Annotated in this window: 2 protein-coding genes; one reads left to right on the top strand and one right to left on the bottom strand. The window is 56.0% G+C overall.

Translation table 11 applies throughout. From position 1 onward, the window contains the following. Nucleotides 1–137: 137 nt before the first annotated feature. Entirely contained in the window at nucleotides 138–1445 is a 1308-nt protein-coding gene (locus LKE08_RS11805) for a sugar ABC transporter substrate-binding protein (RefSeq protein ID WP_324704427.1), read from the bottom strand. A gap of 46 nt (nucleotides 1446–1491) precedes the next feature. Between LKE08_RS11805 and LKE08_RS11800 the strand changes: the two genes are divergently transcribed. Then, the gene (locus tag LKE08_RS11800; protein WP_324704426.1) at nucleotides 1492–2340 is read left to right on the top strand and encodes a TIGR04283 family arsenosugar biosynthesis glycosyltransferase; all 849 of its coding nucleotides are present in this window, start codon (nucleotides 1492–1494) and stop codon (nucleotides 2338–2340) included. Nucleotides 2341–2419 lie beyond the last annotated feature (79 nt).

Genomic DNA, 2419 nt, shown 5'->3' with positions numbered 1-2419 from the left:
GGTTTTTTGACCGCAAAACCTTCCCAATCATCTTCAGATGATTTGAGCTGTTAGCTTGGGAATTGATTCCCAAGCGGTTTGGATATCCAACCCGTTTTGTTCCGAGCATTCAACCGGATTTGATATGACAGCCAACTTCACGATCGCCCGTTCCAGTCCGCCTCCGCATCCGCGATCGCCCATTCCACCGTCTTTTGATTCAGCATCGCCGCCTGCAAGTTGTTGTAAATAATCTTCTGCAATTCCTTGATATCTTCCAAAGGCGGAATCAAAATCTCCGCATTTTCCATCTGTTCGGCGCTGATCATTCTGGCTTTATCCTGCGGCGGTGCGTCTTCGCTTACAGTTTGGAAAAACGGATTTTCTAAAGCCTCAGTTGTCGAAGGAATCACGTTCGCCTCTTTTGCGAACTGCAATTGGTTGTCAGAATTGGTGACAAATAAGGCGAAATTGAGGGCATCTTCCGGCTGGGAAGTCTGCTGGGGAATCACCAAATTCATCACCGCCACGGAGGTTTTACCCGTGTCGCCGTTGATGGCCGGTGCGGGGGCGGAAACCTTGGCGATATCGGGAGCATTTTCCGCGATCGCACGGAAGAATTGCGGCCCGGTTGTCAACAGGGCAATTTCCCCCGCCTGGTACAATTCGATCGCCCGCCGATGTCCCTGCGTCAACACTTCCCGGGGCAACAAATCCCGCTGATATAAATCCACCCAATATTCAAACGCCGCCAACCCTTCGGGAGTATTGAACGCCGCCTTTCCATTTTCATCGATCAACGTCACCCCCATCTGAACCAAAGACTGCAAAACCTGGGAAGAATCTTCCGGCACGAAGGACACGAACAGGGCATATTTTCCGGTTTCGTCTTTGATGGTTTGGGCGACTTCGGCGAGTTCCGAATAGGTTTTCGGGGGTGCGGCGACTCCCGCCTGTTTCAACAAATCCTGATTGTAAATCGTGATTTGAGTCGTGAGATACCAGGGAATTCCGAAGGTCGTCTCTTCGCAGGTGTCCCCATCGCAATTTTTCAAAACATTGGCTTTCCAAATATTCGGCAAATAGCGCGATCGCACCTCCTCCGACACGCGATCGCCCAAATTCAACCAGGCATCCCGCCCCGCCAGCAGCGCCGCGAAATCCGGGTTCAAATTCACCACGTCGGGGGCCGTATTCGCCGACACCGACGCCAAAATTTTGCTCTCCATCGCCGACCAGGGCACATCCACCCAGCGAATTTTAACCTCCGGATTTTCCGCCTCAAAATCGGCGATCAACCCGTTAAAATAATCGTTAAATTGCGGCTGAAGCTGCATCGTCCAAAACTCCACCTCCCGGCGATCGCCCAATTCGGCATCCGGGGCGGCACAGCTAACCGCCCAACTCAACAGCAGCCCGAACAGGGCAAAACAGACAAACTGCTTCCAGGTTTTCGATCGCTTCATGGAGGTTTCGGAAAAATGATGGGCGGACGTAACCAGCGAGACGCTGATGCGATTCAATCCGTTCCAGGTTATATCATTTTTGTGGGGATGGGTGAAGCACCGGGGAGGGCGCAACCATTCGCCCCTACAATTTAATAACCCCACACCTATCGGAGATTTTCCCGTGCTGCGCGTCTCTATTATCATCCCCACGCTGAATGAGGCGGGGTGTCTGCGTCGGACGCTGCGACACCTGCAACTGTTGCACCCCCCACCCTGGGAGGTGATCGTGGCGGACGGCAAAAGCGAAGATGAGACGGCGGCGATCGCGATCTCGATGGGGACGCGGGTGGTGGGGTGCGACAGCCCCGGACGTTCGCGGCAGATGAACCGGGGGGCGGAAGCGGCGACGGGAGACGTGCTGTGTTTCCTCCACGCCGACACCCTCATCCCCGACGATGCGATCGCCGTCATGTCCCACACCCTAGCGGATACCGAAATTGTCGGCGGCGGCTTCATCTCCCTGATGGCCGGCCCCCACGTCACCCGCTGGGGCATCTCCCTGCACAACTATCTCAAAACCTACTACGCCCCCCTCCTGTTCCGCCCCCACCTATTTTTTCGGGGGTTGCGGGTGTTGTTCGGCGATCAGGCGATCTTCTGTCGCCGCGACGCCTTCCAAGCCTGCGGCGGTTTCGACGATGCCCTCCCGATCATGGAAGACGCCGATCTATGCCGTCGGTTGGTGCGTCGGGGCCGAATCCGCCAGGTGAACCGCACCGTCCGAACCAGCGATCGCCGCGTGGCCCGCTGGGGTTCCGTGAAGGCGACGGCCATCTATCTCTACATCGGTTTGCTGTGGGGATTGGGGGTTTCGGCGGACGATTTGAAACGATTTTATCGAGATATCCGATAGTGTAGCGCTGCGCGCGGGTGTAGGGTGTAGGGTGTAGGGTGTAGGGAATAGAAACCGCATCCCCCCCAGCCCCCCTTTG

Origin of the sequence: Lyngbya sp. CCY1209 (genome assembly GCF_035615495.1) — a bacterium.
Taxonomy (GTDB): domain Bacteria; phylum Cyanobacteriota; class Cyanobacteriia; order Cyanobacteriales; family Microcoleaceae; genus Limnospira.
The sequence above is the reverse complement of the archived record's forward strand: the minus strand, read 5'-3'. Positions and strand labels throughout refer to the sequence as shown.

Excerpts from the sequence above, each read along its gene's own strand:
- LKE08_RS11805 (WP_324704427.1), bottom strand. The coding sequence starts at position 1,445 with ATGAAGCGATCGAAAACCTGGAAGCAGTTTGTCTGTTTTGCCCTGTTC.
- LKE08_RS11800 (WP_324704426.1), top strand. The coding sequence starts at position 1,492 with ATGCGATTCAATCCGTTCCAGGTTATATCATTTTTGTGGGGATGGGTG.